The organism is Sphingomonas naphthae (assembly GCF_028607085.1).
In the GTDB taxonomy this organism is placed as follows: Bacteria; Pseudomonadota; Alphaproteobacteria; order Sphingomonadales; family Sphingomonadaceae; genus Sphingomonas_Q; species Sphingomonas_Q naphthae.
On the sequence record NZ_CP117411.1, the window covers coordinates 2,413,705 to 2,437,964 of the forward strand.

The window sequence follows — 24,260 nt, forward strand, 5'->3', positions numbered from 1 at the left end:
CGCCATGTGGGCCGAATGGCCGGGGGGATCAAGGGTCGCGCCGCTTCATCTTCGCATCGTTCAGCGGGTGGCGGCTGTTGACCAGCTCGATCAGCCGGCTGCTATCGACATGGGTGTAGATTTCGGTCGTCGCGATGTCGGCGTGGCCGAGCATCGTCTGGAGGGCGCGGAGGTCGGCGCCGCCTTCCAGCAGATGGGTGGCGAAGGCGTGGCGCAGGACGTGGGGGCTGACCCGATCGGGCGGCACGCCGGCGTCGGCCGCCAGCGCCTTGACGAGCTGGAACAGCCGCACCCGACTCATATGGCTCTTGCCAGAGGGGAACAGCCACGGCTGGTCCTCCGCCACATGGGCTGCCCACGCCGCCACCGCCGCCCGCGCGCGATCGGAGACGGGGACGAGCCGCTCGCGCCCGCCCTTGCCGCGCAGGATCAGGAAGGGCTGGTCGCGGCGGAAGGCATGGCGCGGCAGCGACACCAGTTCGCTGGCGCGCAGGCCAGAGCCGTAAAGCAATTCGATGAAGGCCGACAGGCGCAGGGTCTGCGGCGTCTCGTCGCGGGCGCGACGATCCTCGATCTCGGCGAAGAGGCGATCGACATCACTGTGGCCGAGGATCTTGGGCAGCGGCCGCCCGGCGCCCGGCCGGGGCAGCGCATCGGACGGGTCGTCGGCGCGCAGGCCCTCTTCGGCGAGGAAGCCGAAGAAGCGGCGCAGCGCCGAGGCCTTTCGCGAGACGGTGGAGCGGGCGAGTTCGTCCCACCCGCCGGCGAGGCGCTGGAGATCGGCGGGGGCGGCCGCGCCCAGCCGGCCGTGGAGGACGGTGGAGGCGGTAACCAGATCGGTGCGGTAGGCGGCCAGCGTGTTGCGAGCGGCGCCGGCCTCGGCGGCCATCATTTCGAGGAAGCGATCAATGAGGGCGGGGTCTTCGCTCATTGCCTGCCCCAGGCGACCCCGTGCTCCGGCGAAGGCCGGAGCCCAGGGGCCACACATGCTGCGATCCGTAACCCTGGGCTCCGGCCTTCGCCGGAGCACAAGGGCACCTTAGCCCTCACAACCGCGCCATCGCCTCCGCCGCGATCATCCGCGCCTCGCCGTCCAGATCGACGCGGCGCAGCGCGCGGATCAGGTGGAGGAATTCGGCCGGGGGCACGCCGCGCCAGTCGGACGTCTGCATCGCCACCGCCGCCAGCAGCAGCACCGTGCCCTTCTCGCCGCGCGCCGCCGCCCGGTCGATCGCCGCGCTCCAGCCGCTCTGGCGGGCGAGGTTGAGGCCGACGGCGCCCGCCACCTGATTGAGATCGTCACCCGACAACCTCTCCAGCCCGGCCAGCGCCGCGACCAGCATCCGGCTGCGGTGCGGGCCGCCGCTTTCGGCATCGGTGCCGGCATTCTCGACGAACGCCTCGACCCGCGCGCGGGTGACGGGCACCAGCCCGCGCACCACGCCGGTCGCCAGCATCGCCCATGCCCGGTCGCCGTCAGCCCCGGTGGCCGAGGTGGCGACGGCCGCGAACCGCTCGGCCTGATGATCGAGCCCTGCCGCCAGCATTGCCGCGATCAGCGGGGCGATGTCGCCCGCCGCAGCGCTCGCCGGCGCGATCCGCGCGGCGGCGCGGGCGGTAAGGATCTGCGCCGCATAGGTCGCCTCGGGCGTGTCGCCCTTCCACAAGGTGCGCAGCGCCGCCAGCTTCGCGGCATCGTCGTCGCCGACATAAGCCGTGCGGAGCAGGCCGCCGGGGCTCTCGCTGTCGAACTCGCCCTGCGCCTCCAGCGACTGGCCATAGAGATCGACCAGATCCTGGCTCGACAGCACGCCCAGCACCGCCGCCGTCCGGGCGAAGGTCAGCCGGTTGGCGAGCGGCAGCATCGGCGCGCGGGCGGCGAAGGCGCGGTAGCGTGGCGCCGATCGGGCCAGCACGTCATCCGGCACGACCACGCCGGTCGCGCTGGCGAGGCCGAAGCGCCAGTCGGTCAGGCTGTCCACCAGCGTCCAGTCGAGCACGATCACGCGGCGGCTGATCGGCCCCGCGCCGACGACCTTTTCGGCCACCTGGATATCGATCGGCCGCAGCCCGCCATTGTGGCGCGGGAAGACGCTGGCATCGGCCGTCTCGCCCGACAGCGAGGTGCACATGGCGCGGACCATCGGCCACATCGCGCGGCCGTCGACCTTCTCGGCGCCGTCGCTGAGCGGGCAGAGCCCCTCCGGGTCCGACGTGGCGAGCGCCGCGCCGATCGCGGCGGCGCGCAACGCGGGGGTGAAATCCTGCACGTCCACCGCCTGCACCAGCGCGCGGGCGGCGTCCGCCTCGCCCAGCCGGAGCAGCAAATTGGCGCGCCCCGCGACCCAATCGGCATCCTCCACCCGTGCCGGCGTGCCCGCCCGTGTGAGGAGGGCGCGGCGCAGCGCGATCTCCATCCAGCGCGAGGCGATTGGCGCGTCCATCCGGTTCATCAGGGTCGTGAGGAAGCGGCCATCGGCATTGCCGAACGCATCCTCGCCATAGCCGCGCGTCATGCCGACGAGCTTCACGTCGCGCCGCACCGCCTCGGGCATCTCGCGTTCGGCGAGATCGACGTCGGCATCGGGGTCTTCGGTGGGCGCGCCTTCGTCGCCCAGCTGCGCGATGAGCGAGCCGATTTCGTCGATGCGGGCGGGCGGCGGCGGGGCGACGACCGGGCCGGAAGGCTGGGCGACCGTGGGCGCGGCGGGTGCCCCCGGCACCGGAGCGGGCGCGGGTTGGCCGAAACCGGGCGGCAGCAGCGATTCGGGCGCCTGCTGCTGGCCGATGGCGACACTGGCCAACGGCACCGCGACGAACGCGATACCCGCTGCCAGCAATCCGAACCTCTTTTTACGCGGCGACGTCATTCTGCACAGCCTGCTCGATGGGGGCCACCGGAACCTCGGTGTTGACGCTGGCCAGGCCGATGACGGCGGCGACGATCGCCAGCACGACGACGATCAGGACGATGGTGGCACGCGACATCTGAGGCTCTACTCCGATTCACAATCAAGCTGCTTTGCCCACAACAGGCGGCCTGTGTATAGCGCCGCCCGCGATGCAGCACAGCCCCACCCCGCGACCCAATCGTCCCTTGCCGCAGATCGCGAAGTCGATCGTGCTGGTGGGCATGATGGGCGTGGGCAAATCGACCGTCGGCAAGCGGCTCGCGGCGCGCCTCCGCCTGCCCTTCGTCGATGCCGATCACGAGATCGAGCGCGCGGCGGGATGCAGCATCACCGAGATGTTCGCCCGCCACGGCGAGGCGCAGTTCCGCGACGGCGAGCGGCGTGTGGTCGCCCGGCTGATCGACGGCCGCCCCCGCGTGATCGCGACCGGCGGCGGCGCCTTCATCAACGACGAGACCCGCGCGCTCATCATGGCGCGCGCCACCGCCGTGTGGCTCAACGCCGATATCGAGGTGCTGGTCGAGCGGGTCGGCCGGCGCGACGGTTCGCGGCCTTTGTTGAAGGACAAGGATCCCCGCGTCGTGCTGCGCGAGCTGGCCGCCGTGCGCGACCCGATCTACGCGCAGGCGCATATCCACATCCGCAGCCAGCCCCTGCCGCACGACGCGGCGGTGGACGCCATCCTGGAGGCCCTGACCCCATGAAGACGATCGAGGTCGGCCTCGGCGCCCGCGCTTATCCCATCCGTATCGCGGACGGCCTGCTCGACCGGGCGGGCGAGCATCTCGCCCCGCTGGCCCGCGCCGGCCGGCTGGTGGTGGTGACGGACGCGCGGGTGGCCGAAGCGCAATTGCCGCGCCTGATCGCCGGGCTGGGCGACGTGGCCGTCGAGCCGATCGTGCTGCCGGCGGGCGAGGGCACCAAGAGCTGGGCGATGCTGGCCGAACTGACCGATCGCCTGCTGGCGCTGGGCGTCGAGCGGAGCGACCATGTCGTGGCGCTGGGCGGCGGGGTGATCGGCGATCTGGTGGGCTTCGCCGCCTCGATCCTGAAACGCGGCTGCCGCTTCGTGCAGGTGCCGACGACCCTTCTGGCGCAGGTCGACAGTTCGGTTGGCGGCAAGACGGCGATCAACACGGCGGCGGGCAAGAATCTGGTCGGAGCCTTCCACCAGCCGGCGCTGGTGCTGATCGACCCGACCGTGCTGGATACTTTGCCGGTACGCGAGGTGCGCGCCGGCTACGCCGAGGTCGTGAAATATGGCCTGATCGACGATCCCGCCTTCTTCGACTGGTGCGAGGCGAACGGCGCGGCGCTGATCGCGGGCGAGCCGGCGGCGCGCACCCACGCCATCGCCGTCTCGGTCGCCGCCAAGGCCCGCGTGGTCGCCGCGGACGAGCGCGAGACGAGCGGCACCCGCGCGCTGCTCAACCTCGGCCACACCTTCGGCCATGCGCTGGAGGCGGACACCGGCTTTTCCGATCGCCTGCTCCACGGCGAGGCGGTGGCGTGCGGCATGGCGCTGGCGTTCCGCTTCTCGGCCGCCCAGGGCCTGTGCCCAGCCGACGACGCCGCGCGGGTGTCAGCCCATCTGGAGGCCGCCGGCCTGCCCGCGACCCTCGCGGCGGCGGGCGTCACCGGCGACGGCGCGGCACTGGTGGCGCACATGGCGCACGACAAGAAGATGGAGGGCGGCAAACTCCCCTTCCTCCTCACCCACGGCATCGGCCGGACCTATCTGGCGCGCGATGTCGATCTGGGCGCGGTGACGGCGTTCCTGGACGCGGAGCAAGCGGGCTGAGCCCAGCACGTCGCCCCGGCGCAGGCCGGGGCCGCCATCGGCTGCCACAATCCTCGCCCCCGGCATCCGGCGGCCCCGGCCTGCGCCGGTGCGACGAATCAAGACGGGCTTCCCCCCGTCCGAAACCTCGCCTAGCCTCGCCTCTAATAAGGAGAGGCTCCCATGATTCACCTGTATCACTGGCCCGCCATCCCCCTCCCCGCGACCCCGCCCGTCCCCGCGTGACGACAGCGCCGCCGCCCCCCGCCGCCCCGCCCGCCGTGGCGACACGGTGGACGGCGCATGTCGTGCTGCTGACGGTGCTGATCGACGCGATCGGCTTCGGCATCGTGTTGCCGGTGCTGCCCGGCATCATCATGCGGCTGGGCCATGTCACGCTCTCCGAAGCGGCGTGGATCGGGGGGTGGCTGGCGCTGATCTATGCCGCCGTGCAGTTCGTGACCGGGCCGATCGCGGGCAATCTGGGCGATCGGTTCGGGCGGCGGACGGTGGTGCTGGCGTCGCTCGGCGGCTTCGCGATCGATTATGCGCTCACGGGCTTCGCGCCGACGCTGGGCTGGCTGTTCCTCGGCCGGGGGCTGGCCGGGCTGTTCGGCGCCTCCTTCGGCCCGGCTGGCGCCGCGCTGGCGGATATCAGCCGGCCCGAGGAGCGGGCGCGTTACTATGGCATGATGGGCGCCGCCTTCGGCATCGGTTTCGTGATGGGGCCGGCGATCGGCGGGTTGCTGGGCGAACTGGGGCCGCGCGCGCCCTTCCATGCCGCCGCCGGCCTCGCCGCGATCAATTTCGTGCTGGCGCTGTTCCTGTTTCCCGAAACACTTCCCAAGGACCGGCGCCGCGCCTTCGAGTGGAAGCGCGCCAATCCGCTGGGCGCGATCCTCTCGCTCGGCCGTATTCCCTCGCTGCTGCCGCTGGCGTCGGTCAGCCTGTTCTGGTTCTTCGCCCACATGGTCTATCCGACGACCTGGGCCTTCTACACGATGCTGCGCTTCGGTTGGTCGGCCGGCATGGTCGGCGCGTCACTGGCGCTGTCGGGCATCCTGATGGCGCTGTGCCAGATGCTGATCGTCGGCCGGGTGGTGAAGCGCTTCGGCGAGCGGCGGACGGCGATGATCGGCATGGGCGGGGCGGCCTGTGCCTTCATCCTCTACAGCCTGTCCGACGAAAGCTGGATGGTGTGGCCGATCCTCGTCCTGTCGGCGGTGCAGAGCTTCGTCATGCCCTCGATCTCGGGCCTGATGTCGCGCCGGGTGCCGGCCGACCAGCAGGGCGAACTGTCGGGCTTCAACGGCAGCCTCGGCGCGCTCGCCTCGATCCTGGCGCCGCTCGTGTTCAATCCGGCGCTGGCCTATTTCACGAGCCCCGCCGCGCCGGTGCATTTCCCGGCGGCGGCGTTCGTGATCGCGGCGGGATCGGCGCTGGTGGCGATGCTGATCCTGATGGCGACGCCGAGGGTATCGCAGGCGTAAATCTCGTCATTGCGAGCGCAGCGAAGCAATCCAGTGGCGACGGTCGTGGCCGGACGATAGGCTGGATTGCTTCGCTGCGCTCGCAATGACGAAAGAAACTATCGCCGCGTCCACCGCCGCGCCTGCGCCTCGACGACGTCGAGGAGGTTGCCCTCGACGAGATTGATATCCTTCGAATGGACACCCCAGCTAGGCCCGGCGCGTTCGACGACGACATATTTCTCGATCAGCGGCTTCAAGGGCGTCTCCTCCACCCGCACCCGCAGGGTGGAGCCCGCCTCGTCAGTGACACATTCGGCCGTCAGCTGGCCGGTCGCCTCGACGAAGGGCGGATCGCCCGCCGGCGCCATCGAGGGCTTGCGCATATAGGTCTTGAGCTTGCCGCGCCCGCCCGACAGCGCGGCGGGGTTGACGCACGCACCCACCAGCTTGCCGCCATCGGTGCTGCTGCCGAACATTCGCGTGGCGGGCGCGGTTTCGGGATAGGTGGACCAGGCGACGACGCAGCCGGTCTGCCCCTCGCGCCGGCACAGCGGGATCGACTGGAAGCTGCCGCCCCGGTCGCGCCCCTTCTTCACCGTCAGGTCGAGATTGCCGGCCAGCAGCGCCGAGACCAGCCGGCGCTGGATCGGCTTGCCGTCGATCTCCTCCCGCATCAGCTGGCGGAGCAGGATCGATCCCTGGCTATGGCCGATCAGAACGACACCGCGCCCCTTGTTCTCATGCTCCAGATACCAGTTCCACGCGGCCTTCACGTCGTCGTAATTGCGCGGATCGGTGGGCAGACCGCCGCCCGACATCGCCCAGATCAGCGCCGGCAAGGTGAACTGGCGATAGACCGGCGCGAACACGCGGCACTGGCTGGCGAAGCGCGCCGCCTGTGCCACCACCACTGTCTTCTCGGCATTGTCGGGCACCATGTCGCTATACATGGTCCGGTCGTTCGAGACGGTGGGATAGACGTAGAAACAGTCGATGCCGGGATCGATGGCGGGCTTGAACGGTTGGAGCTTGCGCTCGCCCCTGCCGTTGACCTGCATCGAATCGAGATCGACCCGGCAGGCATCGCCCGCGATATCGGGGCGGCAGAGCCAGTTGGCGCTATTGCCGTAATCGATCGGCTCGGCGGGCAGGATCGCCGGCTTGGCCATGGCCGGCATCACCTGCGCCGCCACCTCATAGCCGCCCGCGACCATCATCGTCGCGACGCCCAGCGCGATCACCAGCTTGCGCATCCCCATGCCCCTCCCGAGTCCTCTTATCCCCGCTTGTCGCGCGGCCCCGATGCGCCCGCAAGCCGCCCTCTCGCAAAAAGCCGCGTAAAGGACTATGTGGCGCGCCTTCATGGCAACGATACTCCCCTCCCCGCCGAAAGTCGGCATGGTCTCGCTCGGCTGTCCCAAGAATCTGGTCGACAGCGAGCGCATCCTCACCAAGCTGCGCGCCGACGGCTATGCCATGTCGGCCGACTATGCGGGGGCGGACGTGGTGCTGGTCAACACCTGCGGCTTCCTCGACAGCGCCAAGGAGGAAAGCCTGGAGGCGATCGGCGAGGCCATCGCCGAGAATGGGCGCGTGATCGTGACGGGCTGCATGGGCAAGGAAGCCGAGGTCATCCGCACCCGCTTCCCCGGCGTGCTGGCCGTGACCGGCGCGCACCAATATGAAGAAGTGGTGGGGGCGGTGCACGAGGCGGCGCCGATGCCGCCGTCGGCCTTCCTCGATCTGGTGCCCGCGACCGAGCTGAAGCTCACCCCGCGCCACTACAGCTATCTGAAGATTTCGGAAGGCTGCAACCACCGCTGCTCCTTCTGCATCATCCCGGCGCTGCGCGGCGACCTGGTCAGCCGGCGGCCGGACGCGATCCTGCGCGAGGCGGAGAAGCTGGTCGCGGCGGGGACGCGCGAACTGCTCGTCATCAGCCAGGATACGTCGGCTTACGGCCTCGACCTGCGCCATGCCAGCTACCCGCTCAAGGGCGGCGGCGAGGTGCGGGCGCACATGACCGATCTGTCGCGCGAGCTGGGCAAGCTGGGGGCATGGGTGCGGCTGCATTACGTCTACCCCTACCCGCACGTCGATCATGTCATCCCGCTGATGGCCGAGGGGCTGGTGCTGCCTTACCTCGACATCCCCTTCCAACATGCCGCGCCCGCCGTGCTGAAGCGGATGAAGCGCCCGGCGAACGACGCCAAGGTGCTGGAGCGGCTGCGCAACTGGCGGTCGATCGCCCCCGACATCACGATCCGCTCGACCTTCGTGGTGGGCTTCCCCGGCGAGACCGAGGCGGATTTCCAATATCTGCTCGACTGGCTCGACGAGGCGCAGCTCGACCGGGTCGGCGCCTTCCGCTTCGAGCCCGTCGAGGGCGCCGCCGCCAACGATCTCGACGGCGCGGTGTCCGAGGAGGTCAAGGAAGAACGCTACGCGCGGATCATGGAAAAGACCGCCGCCATCTCCGCCGCCAAGCTGGAGGCCAAGATCGGCCGCGTGCTGGACGTCATCATCGACGAGGCGGACGAGGACGGCGGCGCGACCGGCCGATCGAAGGCCGACGCGCCCGAGATCGACGGCCAGGTCTTCCTGCGCGACGCGCCGGGCCTGAAGCCCGGCGATTTCGTGCGGGTCGAGATCGAGGATGCCGACGAGCATGATCTGTATGGGGTGCCGGTGGCGTAAGGGTTGCCGCCGAAGCCCTGCGGCCACCCCAACGCCGTTCGTCCTGAGCGAAGTCGAAGGACGTGCCCCAGGCGGTGCGTCCAGTCACACGCCCTTCGACTTCGCTCAGGGCGAACGGCCGTTAGGGTCCGAGCCCCCTCCCCGCCGTGCTCCTGCGCAGGCAGGAACACGGGTGTGGTATGAGGGGAGCGGCGTTACGCCATCGCCAGCACGAGGTTCCGCACCTGCGGATAGATCTGCTGCTCCCACTTGCGTCCGGCGAACACGCCGTAATGGCCCACGCCCGCCTGCAAATGGTGCCGCTTCAGATGCGGGCGCAGCGACGAGCAGAGGTCGTGCGCCGCCGCCGTCTGGCCGACCGCGCAGATGTCGTCGCGCTCGCCTTCCACCGTCAGCAAGGCGGTCCGGCGGATCAGCTCCGGCCGCACCCGCCGCCCGCGATAATCGAGTTCGCCCTTCGCCAGCAGCGCGCGCTGGAACACGCGATCGACCGTTTCCAGATAGAATTCGGCCGTCAGATCCAGCACCGCGAAATATTCCTCGTAGAAGGCGCGGATGCCGCCCGCCGCCGCCGCGTCGCCGTCCGACAGATGCTGGTAGAGCGCGCGATGCTGATCGACGTGGCGGCCCATGTTCATCGCCATGAAGGCGGTGAGCTGCATGAAGCCGGGATACACTTCGCGCCCGAAGCCCGCGTGGCCGAACGGCACGCGCGAAATCAGATTCGCCTCGAACCATTCGATCGGCTTGGTGTTGGCCAGATCGTTGACGGCCGTAGGCGCCTCGCGCACGTCGAGCGGGCCGCCCATCAGGGTCATCGTGCGTGGCTGACAGGGATGGTCGTCCTCGGCCATGATCGCGACGGCCGCCAGCGTCTGCACGCAGGGCTGGCAGACCGAGACGACGTTGGCGCCCGGCCCCAGCTCCTCCAGGAAGGTGATGATATATTCGACATAATCGTCGAAGCCGAAGGCGCCCTCCCCCACCGGCACGTCGCGGGCGTTGCGCCAGTCGGTGATGTAGACGTCTTGATCGCGCAGCAGCGTCTTCACCGTGGCGCGCAGCAGCGTGGCGAAATGGCCCGAAAGCGGCGCCACCACCAGCACCTTGGGGCGCGGCACCTGATCGTCCTTGGCGAAGTGGAGGAGATCGCAGAAGGGCAGCGACAGGCGCACCGCCTCGGTCACCTCCAGCTCGCGATTGCCGCACAGCACCGTGCCGATGGCGAAGGGCGGGCGCTTGTGCGTGACCTGCGTGTTGGCGGCCATGTCGAGCAGCGCGGCGAACTGGCGGTCGCCGGTCCATTCGGGCAGCGGCCCCGCGATGTCGCGCAGATTGAGCGCGGCCGTCGCCAGCCCGCGCATCGGGGCCAGCATGTCGGTCATCGTCTGATAGGCCTGGTACAGCATTCGCCCCCCGGCTGATGCGGTTGATCCCCCGGCCATGCGCCTTTCACGGCCGCTTGCATAATGCAATTTGTGCAGCGCAGCGCGATTGGGCATGATACTTTGGGCAGACGCAGGGGACGGACGATGACGGCAACGCTGACGATTTCGAGCCGGAATTATTCCTCCTGGTCGCTGCGCGGCTGGCTGATCTGCCAGCTGGCCGGGCTGGAGGTACGCGAGGAGATCGTGCCGATCGACACCGAGACCCGCGCCGAATTGCTGCTGCTCTCCTCCTCCGTCCGCGTGCCGCGCCTGACGCATGAGGACGTGAGCGTATGGGACGTGTTGGCGATCGCCAATTATCTCAACGAGCTATACCCCGATGCCGGCCTTTATCCCGAGGACCGCGTGGCCCGCGCCCGCTGCCGATCGATTTGCGGCGAGATGCATTCGGGCTTCTTCAACCTGCGCTCCGCCCTGCCGATGAACCTGAAATCGCGCCACGAGAGCTTCAAGGTGTTTTCGGGCGCGCGGCCGGATATCCAGCGCATCGAGCAGATCTGGGGCGATTGCCTCACCCGCTATGGTGGCCCCTTCCTGTTCGGCGCCGCGCCCACCATCGCCGACGCCATGTTCGCGCCGGTCGCGACCCGCTTCGTCACCTACAATGTCGCCATCGGCGAGGCGGCGGCGGCCTATCGCGACACGATCATGGCGTGGCCGCTGATGCGCCGCTGGATCGACGCGGCGCTGGCCGAACCGGAGGAAATGGCCGAACTGGACGGAGGTTTTTGATGGCCGGGCCCGGCTAATCCGCGCGTAGGCATCGGGGATTAAAGTAGTTTATCGCGCGGACCCGCAACGATCCCGTAGCGGCAGGGGACAGAAAAATTCTTTGAACGGTTCCTCCCCTGGTTCTTCGCCTTCAAGCATTCACCGAATTGACGGACGGCGACCGCACGCTGCTGGAAGGCATCGCGCAGCGCCGCACGCGGCGCGTGCCCGCACGCCATGACGTGATCGCGGAGGGCGAGCCTCCACGCTTCATCAACGTCGTCGTCGATGGCTGGGGCTGCCGTTACAAGCAGCTGCCCAACGGATCGCGGCAGATGCTCTCGCTGCTGCTGCCCGGCGACACGTGCGACGCCAACGCCTATATCCTGCGCGAGATGGACCATTCGATCGGCGCCATCACCAACATGACCATCGCCGAGGTCCACCCTGAGGAGTTCATGGCGCTGGTGCAGGGCAGCCCGAACATCACCAAGGCCTTGTGGTGGAACGAGATGGTGATGATGGCGATCCAGCGCGAATGGACGCTCAGCCTCGGCCAACGCTCCGCCCGCGAGCGGATCGCGCATCTGTTGTGCGAGATTTTCTTCCGGCTGAAGGTGATCGGCCGCTGCGCCGGCAACGCCTGCGAATTTCCGCTGACCCAGATCGACCTGGCCGACGCGACCGGCCTCACCTCGGTCCACGTCAACCGGATGCTCCAGGATCTGCGCCGCGAGAATATGATCGAACTGTCCGGCAAGGCGCTGACGATCCTCGATATGCCCGCACTGATGGAGGAGGCGATGTTCAACCCGAACTACCTCCACCTCGATTCGGGCGATGCGCGGCGGGTGCGGGAGAATTAGACTCTGCCGTGCTCCTGCGCAGGCAGGAGCCCAGGGTGGCAGGGCGCGGCGCCTGGGGCTCTGGGCTCCTGCCTGCGCAGGAGCACGACGGTGGCTAGCGCGCCACGCGCTCCCGCCGCTTTCCGCCACCCAGCACCCAGCCGGCGATCCCCATCCCCGCGAAGGTCATCACCGTCATCCCCAGCCCGAACGCGGCGATATGCCCCTCATTGAGCTGTTCGATCGGCCCCATCGACCGCGCGGCGATATAGCCGGGGACGAGCAAGCTGGGCGCCCAGAAGATGGCGGACAGGATGTTGGCGATCTGGAAGGGGCGTGGGCCCATCCCCATGATGCCGGCGACCAGCGGCACCGTCGCGCGGATCGGCCCCAGGAAGCGGCCGAACAGGATCGAGACGAAGCCGTAGCGGCGGAAGAACAGACGCGTCTTGGCGACGGTGCCGCGATGGCGGTTGAGCGGCCAGCGATAATAGGCCCGGTGGCCGATCCTGCGGCCGACCTCGTAGGAGACCCAATCGCCGATCACCGCGCCGACGATCGTACCCAGCACGACGGGCACCGCCTCGACCAGCCCGGCCCCGATCAGCCCGCCGACCGCCAGCATCAGCGTGGTGGCGGGGATCAGCAGGCCGACGATCGCCAGCGATTCGCCGAACGCCAGCACGCCGACGATCGGCCCCGCCCATATGCCATGGCGGGCGATGAAATCGGCGACGTGGGCGATGATGTCCTGCAAGCGGGGCCTCCGGCCGATCGAACGGATCGACGCCATGGGAGATACTCCCGACATCGCGTTACGCTTCCATGAATTTCGACCGACGGTGGGGATAAAGGTCCAGACTGCATCATCTTTGCGACAGGCTGTGTGGCGGCGGGGCTCTAATCCCGCTGCCCCCTTCCCTCCGTTCGCCCTGAGCAAAGTCGAAGGGCGTGCCCCAAACGCCGCGTCCAGTCGCACGTCCTTCGACTTCGCTCAGGACGAACGGGGGATGGTCGATATCAGACCGCTCAGATCAGAAACACATCGCCCGCGTGGATCGTCACCACCTCGCCACCCGCCAGGCGCAGGCGCAGCGCGCCATCCGCGTCCAGCCCGTCGAACAGTCCCTCGATCAGCCGCCCCTCGGCCCGCGCCGCCAGCGCCGTCCCCGGCTTGTGCGCCCGCTCCAGCCATGCGCGGCGGACGGCCTCCAGCCCCTGCCCGCGCCACACGCCGACCTGCCGGGCGAAGGCGTCCGCCAGCATCGCCAGCGCGTCGGTAGCGGCCGCCACCGCCCCACCCAGCGCCGCCACGCTCGTCACCGCGCGATCGAGATCGTGGGGATGGTGGGCGAGGTTGACGCCGATGCCGACGATCACCGCCTCGCCGCGCCGCTCGAGCAGGATGCCGGCGATCTTGGCGCCATCGACCAGCAGGTCATTGGGCCATTTGATCATCGGCGCGGCATCCGGCGGCAGGAGGGCGCGCAGCACCTCCTCCAGCGCGACGGCGGCGACGAGGGCGAGGCTGGCGGGGGCGGGATCGCCGGGGCGGAGACGGACGAGGCCGCTGGCGTAGAGGTTGCCCGGCGGCGACACCCACGGCCGCCCGCTCCGCCCCCGCCCACCGGTCTGGCGCGCGGCGCTCAGCCAGCTTCCGTCGGCCGCGCCGCTGGCGGCCCAGGCGGCCATCTCGTCATTGGTCGAGCCGGCTTCGGTTAGGGTGCGGATGTCGGTCATTGGCTTCCAACCGTCATTGCGAGCGAAGGGAAGCAATCCAGCGGCGGAACCCGGATTGCCTCGCTCACGCTCCCAATGACGAAGGGTGTCAGAACAGCGAGCGAGCCGCCGACAGGGTCGCCACGCTGAGCAGCGGGATGGTGAGATAGCCCAGCGGCGAGATGATGACCGCCGTGAGCGCGATCAGGCCGCTTTCGACCGGGTGGTTGCCCTCCGTGTCGAACGCCGGGGCCGGCTCGTCGAAGTACATCGTCTTGACGATCTTCAGATAATAGAAGGCGCCGATCACCGAGGTCGCGATGCCGATCATCGCCAGCGGCCACAGGCCGACCGCGACGAGCGCGTCGAACACCGCGAACTTCGGATAGAAACCGAAAAGCGGCGGGATGCCGGCCAGCGAGAACATGAACATCGCCAGCGCCGCCGCCAGCGCCGGCCGCGTGCGCGACAGGCCCGAGAGGCTCGCGATGCTCTCGACCTGGGCGCCGTCCGCCGTGCTTATCCTGAGGACGCACAGGAAGCTGCCGAGCGTCATCGCGACATAGACCGCCATATAGCTCATCACCGCCGAGACACCCTCGACCGTGCCGGGGATCAGGCCGAACAGCGCGAAGCCGACATTGTTGATCGAGGAATAGGCCAGCAACCGCTTGATGTTGGTCTGGCCGATCGCCGCGACACCGCCGAGGACGGTGGAGGCGAGCGCCATGAAGGTGATGATCTGGCGCCAGTGATCGGTCGCCGGCCCGAGCGCCTCGACCGCGACCCGGACGAGCAAAGCCATCGCCGCCACCTTGGGGGCCGAGGCGAAGAAGGTCGTCACCGGGGTCGGCGCGCCTTCGTACACGTCGGGCGTCCACATGTGGAACGGCACGGCCGAGATCTTGAAGGCGAGGCCCGCCAGCACGAACACCAGACCGAAGGCCTGGCCCAGCGACAGGCCGCTCGCCATGGCGAGGCCGATGCCACCGAACGACGTGGTGCCGGTGAAGCCGTACAGCAGCGAGATGCCGTAGAGCAGGATGCCCGATGCCAGCGCGCCCAGCACGAAATATTTAAGGCCCGCCTCGGCCGAGCGCAGGTCGCGCCGCATGAAGCTGGCCAGCACATAAGCCGCGAGGCTCTGGAGTTCGAGGCCGACGTAGAGCGTCAGCGTATCGCCCGCCGAGACCATCATGCCCATGCCGACCGACGACAGCAGGATCAGCACCGGATATTCGGCGCGCATCCCCCCGAAGCGATCGAAATAGCCGGGCGCGACGAGGATCGAGACGGCGGCGGCGGCATAGATCAGCAGCTTGGCGAAGGCGGCGAACGGATCGGCCAGATAGAGGCCGTCGAACGCCGGGCCGGCATAGCCCGAGGGGCCGAGCAGCGCGAGCGCCGCCAGCGCGAGGACGAGGACGCTGAGCAGGCCGACGAGACGCGACGCGCCGTCACCGGCCCAGGCGCCGACCAGCAGCAGCACCAGCGCGCCGATCGAGAGGATGAGTTCGGGCGCGGTGAGCGCCAAATTCGCGATCATTCGCCATGCTCCTGATGGGCGGGCGCGGCAGGTTTGACGGGCGATACCTTGAGCAGGCTGTCCCCTGCGGGCTTGGCGCGATCGAGCCGGGCGAGAACCGCGCCGACATCGGCGCGCATCGGCCGCAGGAAGCTCTCCGGATGGACGCCCATCCACATCACGCTGGCCGCCAGCGGCAGCAGGATGGCGATCTCGCGCGGCGACAGATCCAGCATCGCCGCCACGTCGGGCTTGTCGAGCGGGCCATAGACCACGCGACGATAGAGGTAGAGCATATAGGCGGCGCCGGTGATGATGCCGGTCGTCGCCACGATCGCCGCCCAGGTCGAGACCTGATAGACGCCCAGCATCGCCAGGAACTCGCCGACGAAGCCCGACGTGCCCGGCAGGCCGACCGACGCCATCGTGAACAACAGGAAGAGGATGGCATATTTCGGCATGTTGTTCGCGAGGCCGCCGTAGCGGCTGATCTCACGCGTGTGCAGCCGATCGTAGATCACGCCGACGCACAGGAAGAGCGCGCCCGAGACGAGGCCGTGGCTGAGCATCACCAGCAGCGCGCCCTCGATCCCCTGCCGGTTGAAGGCGAAGAGACCGAAGGTGACGAACGCCATGTGCGCGACCGACGAATAAGCGATCAGCTTCTTCATGTCGTTCTGCACGAGGGCGACGAGGCTGGCATAGACGATCGCGACCATGCTGAGCCCCAGCACCAGCCAGACGAGCGTGGCCGACGCTTCCGGGAACATCGGCAGCGAGAAGCGGATGAAGCCGTAGCCGCCCATCTTGAGCAGCACGCCCGCCAGGATGACCGAGCCCGCCGTCGGCGCCTGAACGTGCGCGTCGGGCAACCAAGTGTGGACCGGCCACATCGGCATCTTCACCGCGAAGCTGGCAAAGAAGGCGAGGAACAGCCAGGTCTGCGCCTGCACCGGGAAGTCGTAGGCCATCAGCGTCGGGATGTCGGTGGTGCCCGCCATCTGCGCCATCCACAGCATCGCGATCAGCATCAGCACCGATCCGAGCAGCGTGTAGAGGAAGAATTTATAGCTGGCGTAGATGCGGTCCACGCCGCCCCAGATGCCGATGATGAGGTACATCGGGATCAGGCCGGCTTCGAACATGATGTAGAACAGGAACAGATCCTGTGCCGAGAACACGCCGATCATCAGCGTTTCCATCAGCAGGAAGGCGGCCATATACTCCGGCACGCGCTTCTCGATCGCGCGCCACGAGGCGGCGATGCAAATCGGCATCAGGAAGACCGAAAGCATGATGAGCATCAGGGCGATGCCATCGATGCCGAGCGCCCAGGCGAAGCGCCCGAACAGAGGCACGCTCTCCTGAAACTGCCACTGCGCGCCGCCGACATCGTAGGTCGCCCACAGCAGGATACCGAGCGCAAAATCCACGAGGGTGGCGATCAGGGCCGTCCAGCGGGCGCTTTCCTCTTTCAGGAACAGGCAGGCGACGGCCGCGGCGGCGGGCACCGCGATCATCAGGGTGAGGATGGGGAAGCCGAGCTGGTTCATGTCCGTCAGCCCATCACGGCCCAGGTGGTCGCCGCGGCCAGGCCGAGCAGCATCACCAGTGCATAGGTGTAGAGATAGCCCGACTGGAGGCGCCGGGCGGCGGCCCCCGCCCCGACCACGACCGCGGCGGCGCCGTTCGGCCCGAAGCGGTCGATCGTCTTCTGGTCGCCGCGCACCCACAGCAGCCGGCCGAGCGCGAAGGCGGGCCGCACGAAGAGGATGTTATACAACTGATCGAAATACCATTTGTTGAGCAGGAAGGCGTAAAGCCCCGGGAATGTCGCCGCCATCCTCGCCGGCACGCTGCGATCGAGCACATAGGCCCACAGCGCGACGAGGAAGCCGGTGATCATCGCGATCGTCGCCGACCACTTCGCCAGCTCGGGGATCCCGTGCATCGCGTGCATCAGATGCTCGTTGAAGAAGAGGCTGCCGCGCCAGAACTCAGCGCCGCCCTCGACCCCGATGAAGTGCGGCGCGAACACGATACCCGCGAACACCGCGCCGACCGACAGGACGCCGAGCGGCACCAGCATCGGCCACGGGCTTTCGTGCGGATGGTAGCCGGCGGTGCCGTCGCCGCCATGGGCATGGCCGTGCGCGTGGTGATCGTGGCCGTGGCCATGTTCCTCGCCATGCTCGCCCGCCGGATCGCTCACGCGATGATCGCCGGTGTGCGCGGCATCGTGGGCCACGTCGTGCGCATGGTCGTGGCCATGATCGTCATGGCCATGGCCGTGCGCGTCATGCACCGCGTGCTGGATATGCTCGGACTGCTCCCAGCGGGGCTTGCCGAAGAAGGTGAGGAACACCAGCCGCCACGAATAGAAGCTGGTCAGCAGCGCCGCGAACACGCCGACGGCAAAGGCGAGCCCGCCCGCCTGCGTTCCGCTGGCGAAGGCCGCCTCGATGATGGCATCCTTGGAATAGAAGCCCGCGAAGCCGAACACGCCCGCCACGCCGACGCCGGTGATCGCGAGCGTGCCCGCCATCATCGCCCAGAAGGTGAGCGGGATGTGTTTCCGCAAGCCCCCGTAATAGCGCATGTCCTGCTCGTGATGCATCGCATGGATCACCGAGCCCGCGCCCAGGAACAGCAGCGCCTTGAAGAAGGCGTGCGTGAACAGGTGGAACATCGCCGCGCCATAGGCGCCGACGCCCGCCGCGAAGAACATGTAACCGAGCTGCGAGCAGGTCGAGTAAGCGATCACGCGCTTGATGTCGGTCTGGGTCACGCCCACCGTCGCCGCGAACAGCGCCGTCGCCGCGCCCACATAGGTGACGACGGTCATCGCGGTCGGGCTCACCTCGAACATCGGCGAGAGGCGGCACACCATGAACACGCCGGCCGTCACCATGGTGGCGGCGTGGATCAGCGCCGACACCGGGGTCGGGCCTTCCATCGCGTCCGGCAGCCAGGTGTGGAGGCCGAGCTGCGCCGACTTGCCCATCGCGCCCACGAACAGCAGCAGGCAGAGCAGGGTCATCACATCGACCCGCATCCCCGCGAAGCCGATCGAGGCGCCGGCCATGCCCGGCGCTGCCGCCAGGATCGCCGGGATCGAGACCGTGCCGAACACCAGGAAGGTGCCGAAGATGCCGAGCGAGAAGCCGAAATCGCCGACGCGGTTGACGACGAACGCCTTGATCGCGGCCGCCTGCGCCGAGGGCTTCTGATACCAGAAGCCGATGAGCAGATAGGAGGCGAGGCCGACGCCTTCCCAGCCGAAGAACATCTGGATCAGGCTGTCCGACGTGACGAGCATCAGCATCGCGAAGGTGAACAACGAGAGATAGGCGAAGAAGCGGGGCTGGTCGGGATCCTCCGCCATATAGCCCCAGCTGTAGAGGTGGACGAGGCTGGAGACGCTCGTCACCACCACCAGCATCACCGCCGTCAGCGTATCCACGCGCAGCGACCAATCGACGACGAGGTCGCCCGATCGGATGAAGGTGACGACCTGATGCACCATCGGCTCGGCCGTGCCGCCGAGATAGGACAGGAAGATCGGCCAAGACAAAGCGCAGGACACGAACAGGCAGCCGGTCGTGATGACCTTGGCCGGCACGTTGCCGATCGCGCGATTGCCGAAGCCCGCGATGATGGCCGCCAGCAGCGGCAGGAAGACGATCGCCTCGATCACCGCGAAATCAGCCCTTCATCCGATTGATGTCGTCGACCGCGATGGTGCCGCGGCCACGGAAGTAGATGACGAGGATGGCCAGGCCGATCGCGGCCTCGCCCGCCGCCACCGTCAGCACGAACATCGCGAACACCTGCCCCACCAGATCGTTGAGATAGGCGGAGAAAGCGACGAGATTGATGTTCACGCTCAACAGGATCAGCTCGATCGCCATCAGGATGATGATGACGTTCTTCCGGTTGAGGAAGATGCCGAACACGCCGAGCGCGAACAGGATCGCGGAGACGGTGATGAAATGCTGAAGACCAATCATAGCTCGACCCCTTCGCCCACGGCCGGATCGGTCATGCGGATCGCGTCCTTGGGGGTGCGCTGGTTCTGGCGCGCGATATTCTGCACGCGCACCCCGCCGCGCGCCCGGTGGGTCAGCACGATCGCGCCGATCAGCGCGACCAGCAGCACCAGCCCGGCGCCCTCGAAGATATAGAGGTAGCGGGTGTAGATGAGCGTGCCGAGCGCCTGGATGTTGGGCACCTCGGCCGGCGTCGGCGCGATACGGTTGGCGAGTTCGACCCCGCCCGCCTTCCACGCGCCGATCGCGAAGATCGTCTCGCCCGCCAGCACGCCGACCAGCGCGATGCCGAACGGGAAGTAGCGCGCGATGCCCGATCGCAGCTCGGCGAAATCGATGTCCAGCATCATCACGACGAACAGGAACAGCACCGCGACCGCGCCGACATAGACGATGACGAGCAGCATCGCGATGAACTCGGCGCCGACCAGCAGCATCAGCCCGGCGGCGTTGAAGAAGGCGAAGATCAGCCACAACACCGAATGGACCGGGTTGCGTGCGGTGACCGTCAGCAAGCCGGCCACGACGACCAGCGTTGCGAACAGATAAAAGGCGAGTGTCTGGATCACGTTACCGCGCCGCCCCCTTGGCCACCAAATCCACAGTCCGTTCGTGTCGAGCGAAGTCGAGACACGCAGCCCCGACGCCCGTGGCACGTCCCTCGACTTCGCTCGGGACGAACGGAGTGGGGGTGCTCGTGATGATTGCGCGCGCCATTACCGGTACGGTGCATCGGCGGCAAGGTTCTGGGCGATCGACCGTTCCCAGCGATCGCCATTTTCGAGCAGCTTGGACTTGTCGTAGATCAGCTCCTCGCGGGTCTCGGTGGCGAATTCGAAATTCGGCCCCTCGACGATGGCGTCCACCGGGCAGGCTTCCTGGCAGAAGCCGCAGTAGATGCACTTGGTCATGTCGATGTCGTAGCGCGTCGTGCGGCGGCTGCCGTCGTCGCGCGGCTCGGCTTCGATCGTGATCGCCTGCGCCGGGCACACCGCCTCGCACAGCTTGCACGCGATGCAGCGTTCCTCGCCGTTGGGATAGCGGCGCAGCGCATGTTCGCCACGGAAGCGGGGCGACAGCGGGTTCTTCTCGAACGGATAGTTGATCGTCGCCTTGGGCTTGAAGAAATACTTCAAGGTCAGCGCATGCGCCTTCACGAACTCCCAGAGGGTGAAGGACTTGATGTAATAAGCGAGGCTCATGCGCCCACTCCGTAGCGGGTGACCATCAGATAGCCGGAGACGAGGAACACCCAGATCAGCGACAGCGGCAGGAAGATCTTCCAGCCAAGGCGCATCAGCTGGTCATAGCGGTAGCGCGGCACGGTGGCCTTCACCCACGAGAAGACGAAGAAGAAGGCGAAGATCTTGACGAACAGCCAGATGATGCCGGGCACGGCATAGAGCGGCGCCCAGTCGATCGGCGGCAGCCACCCGCCCCAGAAGAGCGTGGCGTTGAGCGCGCACATCAGCAGCACGTTGCCATATTCGCCCAGCCAGAACAGCGCGAAGCTCATCGACGAATATTCGGTCTGGTAGCCGGCGACGATCTCGCTCTCGGCCTCGGTCAGGTCGAACGGGGCGCGCTGGGTTTCGGCCATCGCGGAGATCAGGAACACCACCGCCATCGGAAACAGCAGCGGGTTGAAGCCGAAGCCGTTGATGAAGCCGAACACATGCGCCCGCTGCGCGACGACGATGCCGGACAGGTTGAACGTGCCCGCCCACAACACCACCGAGATCAGCACGAAGCCGATCGACACTTCATAGCTCACCATCTGCGCGGCGGCGCGGATGGCGGAATAGAAGGGATATTTGGAGTTGGACGCCCAGCCGGCCAGGATGATGCCGTAGACGCCCAGCGACGAGGCGGCGAGGATGTAGAGCAGCCCGACATTGACGTCGGCCAGCACCATGTTCGGCCCGAACGGAATCACCGCCCAGGCGATCAGCGCCACCGTGAAGGTGATGATCGGCGCCAGCAGGAAGAGGCCGCGATTGGCCGCCGACGGGATGATCGTCTCCTGAAGGAACACCTTCAGCCCGTCCGCGAAGGACTGCAGCAGGCCGAAGGGGCCGACGACGTTCGGGCCCCGGCGCAGCGCCATCGCCGCCCAGATCTTGCGATCGGCATAGATGATCATCGCCACCGACAGCATCAGCGGCAGCGCGATCATCAGGATCAGGATCAGCGTGGCGACGAACCAGCCGAAGCCATAGCCCAGGAAGGTGGACTGGAAAAACTCGGTCATTGGCCGCTCGCCTGAAAACCCATCGCCATGGACGCGGCGATGTTCGGATGCTGGGGGTTGACCGTCAGTTCGCGCCGCGCGGGGCTGATGACAAGGTCCATATCTTCCATCGGGATCGCGCCGAGCAACGCCTGATCGCCCAACACCAGCGCGCCGGTGAGGCAGCGGCGGTTGGCGAAACGCAGCGAAATCGGGCCGACATAATCGACGAGCTGCGAGCGCCCGTCCGCGACGGTCACCTGTCGCTGATCGAGCACGTCGAGCTGCAACTGCTGCGCCACCTGTGCGGGGATGCACAGATGCAGCGCGCCGCTGTCGACGAGCGCGTCGATCGTCATCGGCGCGAGCCCGTCATGGCGCGCGTTCGACAGCTCGATCGAGGCCGAAAACGTCCCCATTACTCCGCCGCCTCCGCATAGCTCTCGCCGTGGAGCAGTTCGGACGAGCAGCGCTGCATCGTCTCGCTGGCGCGGGCGATGGCGTTGGTGAGGTAGAAATCGGCGATCGGGTAGGCGATCTCGCCCGAGGCGGCGCCATCGAGTGCCGGCACCGACCAGCCGTAATCGGCCAGCGCGCCGACGTCGCCCAGCGCGGGCACATCGGCGATCATCGCCGCCCGCACCGCCTCGAACGTGTCGAACGGCAGGGTGTGGCCCAGCACGTCGGACAGGGCGCGCAGGATCGCCCAATCCTCGCGCGCGTCGCCCGGCGGGAAGACCGCGCGGTCGCCGCGCTGCACCCGGCCCTCGAGATTGACGTAGGTGCCGGGCTTTTCGGTATAGGCCGCCGCCGGCAGGATCACGTCCGCGCCATGCGCGCCCTTGTCGCCATGGTGGCCAACATAGACGGTGAAGGCGCTCGCAAACTTGTCCGCCGGAACCTCGTCGGCGCCGAGCAGGAAGACGAGCTTGGGCGCCGCCGCCGTCACGTCGGCGATGCCGCCGGCCTGCGCATAACCCAGCATGAGCCCGCCCATCCGCGATGCGGAGAAGTGCAGGACGTTATAGCCGTTCCAGCCTTCCTTCACGAGGCCGAGCGTATCGACCAGCTTGAGCGAGGCGCCATGCGCCCCCGCCTTCAGCCCGCCGCCACCGACGATCACCGCCGGCCGCGCCGCCTTGCCGAACGCCTCCGTCACCGCCTGCGGCAGACTACCCAGCAGGCCGAGATCATTGCCGATCCATGTGACCGGATAGGTCAGATCGACCTCCGGCCCGATCGCGAACACCTTGGCGCCGCGCTTCACCGCCTTGCGGATGCGCGTGTTGACCAAAGGCGCCTCCCAGCGGACGTTGGCGCCCACCAGCAGGATCGCGTCGGCCGTCTCGATGCCCGCGATCGTCGAGTTGAAATTGACCGCCGACAGGCTCGTCACGTCATAGGCCATGCCGGTCTGGCGGCCTTCGAGCAGGGTCGAGCCCATGCGCCCAAGCAGCGCCTTGGCGGCATACATCGTCTCGCAATCGACCAGATCGCCCGCGATCGCCGCGACCGACGCGCCTGCATCCACCGCTTTGATCGCCGCGAAGGCTTCGCCCCAGGTCGCGGGCTGGAGCTTGCCGTTGACGCGGACATAGGGCTTGTCGAGCCGGCCGCGCACGAGGCCGTCGACGGCGTGGCGGGTCTTGTCCGACGCCCACTCCTCGTTGACGTCCTCGTTGATGCGCGGCAGCGCGCGCAGCACCTGGCGGCCCCGGCTGTCGAGCCGGATATTGGTGCCGACCGCGTCCATCACGTCGATCGCATAGGTCTTCTTCAGCTCCCACGGCCGCGCCTCGAAGGCGTAGGGCTTGGAGGTGAGCGCGCCGACCGGGCACAGATCGACGACATTGCCCGAAAGCTCCGACGTGACCGCCTTCTCCAGATAGGAGGTGATCTGCATGTTCTCGCCGCGATACAGCGCGCCGATCTCCTCGACGCCCGCCACTTCCTCGGCGAAGCGCACGCAACGGGTGCATTGGATGCACCGGGTCATCACCGTCTTGACGATCGGACCCATATATTTCTCGGTCACGGCGCGCTTGTTCTCGTGATAGCGCGAGTGGCCCTTGCCGTAGGCGATCGACTGATCCTGAAGATCGCATTCGCCGCCCTGATCGCAGATCGGGCAATCGAGCGGGTGGTTGATGAGGAGAAACTCCATCACCCCCTCGCGCGCCTTCTTCACCATCGGCGTGGCGGTGAAGATCTCCTGCTTGTCGGCGGCGGGCAGCGCGCACGAAGCCTGCGGCTTGGGCGGCCCCGGCTTCACCTCGACCAGGCACATGCGGCAATTGCCGGCGATGCTCAGCCGCTCATGATAGCAGAAGCGCGGCACTTCCTTGCCGGCGGCCTCGCAGGCCTGCAGCACCGTGGCGCCCGCGGGCACCGTCACTTCGATTCCGTCTACGGTAAGCGTGGGCATTTACTTGACCTTCGCCAAAGCAAAATTGGGGCGATCGGGCGGCAGAATGAGGCGCTCGTTACGCGGATCGATCATCACGTCCATATCCTGCATGGCGATGGCTCCGAGCAGAACCTCGTTGCCGAGGACCATGGCGGTGGTGGTGGTGATGCGGTTCTCGAACTGAACGGTCACCGGCTCGACGATGCCGACTTCGAGCAGCGATCCGTCGGCCATCTGCGCGACGCGTGTCCGCTTGACGGTGAGGCCCAGCTCGCGCTGCACGATCTCCGGGATGCACAGGTTGATCGCGCCGGAATCGACCAGCGCATCTACCTCGACCGGCTGGAGATCGTCCCGCAGCAGATTGCTGAGCTTGATCGGGGCATAGACGACACCCATCACCCACACCTTCCGACAAGGCGACACCTCAGGACAACACCCTGATTACGGCCGATAACAGCA

23 protein-coding genes are annotated in these 24,260 nt (G+C 67.8%); 6 read left to right on the forward strand and 17 right to left on the reverse strand.

Features of this window, described 5'->3' with window-relative positions; all coding sequences use genetic code 11:
• Positions 1-28: 28 nt before the first annotated feature.
• From PQ455_RS11575 to PQ455_RS11585, 3 genes are all read right to left on the reverse strand, one after another.
• The gene (locus PQ455_RS11575; RefSeq protein ID WP_273686234.1) at positions 29-931 is read right to left on the reverse strand and encodes a tyrosine recombinase; all 903 of its coding nucleotides are present in this window, start codon (positions 929-931) and stop codon (positions 29-31) included.
• A 115-nt stretch (positions 932-1,046) separates the two neighbouring features.
• On the reverse strand, positions 1,047-2,840 hold the full coding sequence (locus PQ455_RS11580; protein WP_273686235.1) for a hypothetical protein: 1,794 nt from the start codon (positions 2,838-2,840) through the stop codon (positions 1,047-1,049).
• A 13-nt stretch (positions 2,841-2,853) separates the two neighbouring features.
• Positions 2,854-2,988 (reverse strand): hypothetical protein, encoded by a 135-nt coding sequence (locus tag PQ455_RS11585; protein WP_273686236.1) that lies wholly within the window; start codon positions 2,986-2,988, stop codon positions 2,854-2,856.
• Between the two features lie 73 nt (positions 2,989-3,061).
• On the opposite strand from PQ455_RS11585, the gene PQ455_RS11590 reads away from it, so the two are divergent.
• From PQ455_RS11590 to PQ455_RS11600, 3 genes are all read left to right on the forward strand, one after another.
• On the forward strand, positions 3,062-3,616 hold the full coding sequence (locus tag PQ455_RS11590; RefSeq protein WP_420542782.1) for a shikimate kinase: 555 nt from the start codon (positions 3,062-3,064) through the stop codon (positions 3,614-3,616).
• Positions 3,613-4,713 (forward strand): 3-dehydroquinate synthase, encoded by a 1,101-nt coding sequence (aroB, locus tag PQ455_RS11595; RefSeq protein ID WP_273686237.1) that lies wholly within the window; start codon positions 3,613-3,615, stop codon positions 4,711-4,713. The genes PQ455_RS11590 and aroB overlap by 4 nt, the downstream gene beginning before the upstream one ends.
• Positions 4,714-4,934: 221 nt before the next feature.
• The gene (locus tag PQ455_RS11600; RefSeq protein ID WP_273686238.1) at positions 4,935-6,182 is read left to right on the forward strand and encodes a TCR/Tet family MFS transporter; all 1,248 of its coding nucleotides are present in this window, start codon (positions 4,935-4,937) and stop codon (positions 6,180-6,182) included.
• A gap of 98 nt (positions 6,183-6,280) precedes the next feature.
• On the opposite strand, the gene PQ455_RS11605 is transcribed toward PQ455_RS11600, so the two are convergent.
• Positions 6,281-7,417 (reverse strand): DUF3089 domain-containing protein, encoded by a 1,137-nt coding sequence (locus PQ455_RS11605; protein WP_273686239.1) that lies wholly within the window; start codon positions 7,415-7,417, stop codon positions 6,281-6,283.
• A gap of 109 nt (positions 7,418-7,526) precedes the next feature.
• Here PQ455_RS11605 and rimO point away from each other — a divergent pair, with 109 nt between their 5' ends.
• Positions 7,527-8,861, forward strand: coding sequence for a 30S ribosomal protein S12 methylthiotransferase RimO (gene rimO / locus PQ455_RS11610; protein WP_273686240.1), 1,335 nt, complete (start codon positions 7,527-7,529; stop codon positions 8,859-8,861).
• A 194-nt stretch (positions 8,862-9,055) separates the two neighbouring features.
• On the opposite strand, the gene PQ455_RS11615 is transcribed toward rimO, so the two are convergent.
• Positions 9,056-10,270, reverse strand: a complete 1,215-nt coding sequence (locus PQ455_RS11615) for a polyhydroxyalkanoate depolymerase (RefSeq protein WP_273686241.1) — start codon at positions 10,268-10,270, stop codon at positions 9,056-9,058.
• 123 nt (positions 10,271-10,393) lie between these two features.
• On the opposite strand from PQ455_RS11615, the gene PQ455_RS11620 reads away from it, so the two are divergent.
• Both PQ455_RS11620 and PQ455_RS11625 read left to right on the forward strand, forming a co-directional pair.
• The gene (locus PQ455_RS11620) at positions 10,394-11,044 is read left to right on the forward strand and encodes a glutathione S-transferase (RefSeq protein WP_273686242.1); all 651 of its coding nucleotides are present in this window, start codon (positions 10,394-10,396) and stop codon (positions 11,042-11,044) included.
• Positions 11,045-11,190: 146 nt separating this feature from the next.
• Positions 11,191-11,889, forward strand: a complete 699-nt coding sequence (locus PQ455_RS11625) for a Crp/Fnr family transcriptional regulator (RefSeq protein ID WP_273686243.1) — start codon at positions 11,191-11,193, stop codon at positions 11,887-11,889.
• A 94-nt stretch (positions 11,890-11,983) separates the two neighbouring features.
• On the opposite strand, the gene PQ455_RS11630 is transcribed toward PQ455_RS11625, so the two are convergent.
• From PQ455_RS11630 to PQ455_RS11685, 12 genes are all read right to left on the reverse strand, one after another.
• Positions 11,984-12,661 (reverse strand): DedA family protein, encoded by a 678-nt coding sequence (locus tag PQ455_RS11630; RefSeq protein WP_273686244.1) that lies wholly within the window; start codon positions 12,659-12,661, stop codon positions 11,984-11,986.
• Positions 12,662-12,897: 236 nt separating this feature from the next.
• On the reverse strand, positions 12,898-13,608 hold the full coding sequence (locus tag PQ455_RS11635) for a biotin--[acetyl-CoA-carboxylase] ligase (protein WP_273686245.1): 711 nt from the start codon (positions 13,606-13,608) through the stop codon (positions 12,898-12,900).
• Between the two features lie 88 nt (positions 13,609-13,696).
• Positions 13,697-15,133: an NADH-quinone oxidoreductase subunit NuoN gene (nuoN, locus tag PQ455_RS11640; RefSeq protein WP_273686246.1), complete on the reverse strand. Its 1,437-nt coding sequence runs from the start codon at positions 15,131-15,133 to the stop codon at positions 13,697-13,699.
• A complete protein-coding gene (locus PQ455_RS11645; RefSeq protein WP_273686247.1) occupies positions 15,130-16,665 on the reverse strand; it encodes an NADH-quinone oxidoreductase subunit M in 1,536 nt (511 codons plus the stop codon). The genes nuoN and PQ455_RS11645 overlap by 4 nt, the downstream gene beginning before the upstream one ends.
• A 5-nt stretch (positions 16,666-16,670) precedes the next feature.
• The gene (gene nuoL / locus PQ455_RS11650) at positions 16,671-18,809 is read right to left on the reverse strand and encodes an NADH-quinone oxidoreductase subunit L (protein ID WP_273686248.1); all 2,139 of its coding nucleotides are present in this window, start codon (positions 18,807-18,809) and stop codon (positions 16,671-16,673) included.
• A 7-nt stretch (positions 18,810-18,816) separates the two neighbouring features.
• A complete protein-coding gene (gene nuoK / locus PQ455_RS11655; protein ID WP_273686249.1) occupies positions 18,817-19,122 on the reverse strand; it encodes an NADH-quinone oxidoreductase subunit NuoK in 306 nt (101 codons plus the stop codon).
• Complete coding sequence (locus PQ455_RS11660; protein ID WP_273686250.1) at positions 19,119-19,730, reverse strand: NADH-quinone oxidoreductase subunit J; 612 nt, start codon at positions 19,728-19,730, stop codon at positions 19,119-19,121. Before PQ455_RS11660 ends, nuoK begins: the two co-directional genes overlap by 4 nt.
• Before the next feature lie 147 nt (positions 19,731-19,877).
• Positions 19,878-20,363: an NADH-quinone oxidoreductase subunit NuoI gene (gene nuoI, locus PQ455_RS11665; RefSeq protein ID WP_273686251.1), complete on the reverse strand. Its 486-nt coding sequence runs from the start codon at positions 20,361-20,363 to the stop codon at positions 19,878-19,880.
• Positions 20,360-21,412, reverse strand: coding sequence for an NADH-quinone oxidoreductase subunit NuoH (nuoH, locus tag PQ455_RS11670; protein WP_273686252.1), 1,053 nt, complete (start codon positions 21,410-21,412; stop codon positions 20,360-20,362). Before nuoH ends, nuoI begins: the two co-directional genes overlap by 4 nt.
• Positions 21,409-21,810 carry a clan AA aspartic protease gene (locus tag PQ455_RS11675; RefSeq protein ID WP_273686253.1) on the reverse strand — a complete coding sequence of 134 codons (402 nt, stop codon included), beginning with the start codon at positions 21,808-21,810 and terminating at the stop codon, positions 21,409-21,411. Before PQ455_RS11675 ends, nuoH begins: the two co-directional genes overlap by 4 nt.
• Positions 21,810-23,816 (reverse strand): NADH-quinone oxidoreductase subunit NuoG, encoded by a 2,007-nt coding sequence (gene nuoG / locus PQ455_RS11680; protein WP_273686254.1) that lies wholly within the window; start codon positions 23,814-23,816, stop codon positions 21,810-21,812. Before nuoG ends, PQ455_RS11675 begins: the two co-directional genes overlap by 1 nt.
• Positions 23,817-24,197: a clan AA aspartic protease gene (locus PQ455_RS11685; RefSeq protein ID WP_273686255.1), complete on the reverse strand. Its 381-nt coding sequence runs from the start codon at positions 24,195-24,197 to the stop codon at positions 23,817-23,819.
• Between the last annotated feature and the right edge of the window lie 63 nt (positions 24,198-24,260).

Bases quoted from the DNA above. Each gene is read 5' to 3' on its own strand.
- PQ455_RS11575 (WP_273686234.1), bottom strand. From the start codon at position 931: ATGAGCGAAGACCCCGCCCTCATTGATCGCTTCCTCGAAATGATGGCC.
- PQ455_RS11585 (WP_273686236.1), bottom strand. From the start codon at position 2,988: ATGTCGCGTGCCACCATCGTCCTGATCGTCGTCGTGCTGGCGATCGTC.
- PQ455_RS11590 (WP_420542782.1), top strand. From the start codon at position 3,062: ATGCAGCACAGCCCCACCCCGCGACCCAATCGTCCCTTGCCGCAGATC.
- aroB (WP_273686237.1), top strand. From the start codon at position 3,613: ATGAAGACGATCGAGGTCGGCCTCGGCGCCCGCGCTTATCCCATCCGT.
- PQ455_RS11605 (WP_273686239.1), bottom strand. From the start codon at position 7,417: ATGCGCAAGCTGGTGATCGCGCTGGGCGTCGCGACGATGATGGTCGCG.
- rimO (WP_273686240.1), top strand. From the start codon at position 7,527: ATGGCAACGATACTCCCCTCCCCGCCGAAAGTCGGCATGGTCTCGCTC.
- PQ455_RS11615 (WP_273686241.1), bottom strand. From the start codon at position 10,270: ATGCTGTACCAGGCCTATCAGACGATGACCGACATGCTGGCCCCGATG.
- PQ455_RS11620 (WP_273686242.1), top strand. From the start codon at position 10,394: ATGACGGCAACGCTGACGATTTCGAGCCGGAATTATTCCTCCTGGTCG.
- PQ455_RS11630 (WP_273686244.1), bottom strand. From the start codon at position 12,661: ATGGCGTCGATCCGTTCGATCGGCCGGAGGCCCCGCTTGCAGGACATC.
- PQ455_RS11635 (WP_273686245.1), bottom strand. From the start codon at position 13,608: ATGACCGACATCCGCACCCTAACCGAAGCCGGCTCGACCAATGACGAG.
- nuoN (WP_273686246.1), bottom strand. From the start codon at position 15,133: ATGATCGCGAATTTGGCGCTCACCGCGCCCGAACTCATCCTCTCGATC.
- PQ455_RS11645 (WP_273686247.1), bottom strand. From the start codon at position 16,665: ATGAACCAGCTCGGCTTCCCCATCCTCACCCTGATGATCGCGGTGCCC.
- nuoK (WP_273686249.1), bottom strand. From the start codon at position 19,122: ATGATTGGTCTTCAGCATTTCATCACCGTCTCCGCGATCCTGTTCGCG.
- nuoI (WP_273686251.1), bottom strand. From the start codon at position 20,363: ATGAGCCTCGCTTATTACATCAAGTCCTTCACCCTCTGGGAGTTCGTG.
- nuoH (WP_273686252.1), bottom strand. From the start codon at position 21,412: ATGACCGAGTTTTTCCAGTCCACCTTCCTGGGCTATGGCTTCGGCTGG.
- PQ455_RS11675 (WP_273686253.1), bottom strand. From the start codon at position 21,810: ATGGGGACGTTTTCGGCCTCGATCGAGCTGTCGAACGCGCGCCATGAC.
- nuoG (WP_273686254.1), bottom strand. From the start codon at position 23,816: ATGCCCACGCTTACCGTAGACGGAATCGAAGTGACGGTGCCCGCGGGC.
- PQ455_RS11685 (WP_273686255.1), bottom strand. From the start codon at position 24,197: ATGGGTGTCGTCTATGCCCCGATCAAGCTCAGCAATCTGCTGCGGGAC.